This window comes from Bacillus sp. LR--39, from assembly GCF_053613335.1.
The window spans coordinates 1-520 of record NZ_JBSIOT010001587.1; the positions used below are offsets into that span (position 1 = coordinate 1).

At 47.9% G+C, this 520-nt stretch carries 1 protein-coding gene; it reads left to right on the top strand.

All coding sequences use genetic code 11. The features are described from left to right. Nucleotides 1-119: 119 nt before the first annotated feature. Nucleotides 120-520 (top strand): 3H domain-containing protein (locus ACWHAR_RS31940; RefSeq protein ID WP_452089036.1); only part of this gene is annotated, 401 nt, incomplete at its 3' end.

Consider the following 520-nt stretch of genomic DNA (forward strand, 5'->3'; position numbering starts at 1 on the left):
TACGACAAGCGAACATGTTGATAGGCTGTTGGACGTTCTTGAAGATATGATGAATGAGAAAGGAGACCATCGGATTGACAGACGGATTAAAACTTACGGGAGCTGAGCGGCGCTAGCAGCTGCTGGCTTGGCTGAAGGAGTCAGAGGCTCCGCTTACAGGAAGCGAGCTGGCCAAAAGAGCATCTGTTTCACGGCAGGTCATCGTACAGGATATTTCTTTATTAAAAGCAAAAAACGAACCGATCATCGCAACAAGCCAAGGGTACATGTATTTGCGGTCAGCCCTCGGCAAAAAACAGCCGGTTCAGCGGATCATCGCCTGTGACCACGAACCCGAAAAAACGGAAGAAGAGCTGAATCTGATCGTCGACTTTGGCGTAACGGTTAAAGATGTAACGATTGAACATCCGGTCTACGGAGACTTAACAGCTTCGATCAGGGTCAGCACAAGAAAAGAAGTCGCGGATTTCGTCAAAAAAATCTCTTCGACAAACGCCGCTTATCTGTCTCAGCTGACAAA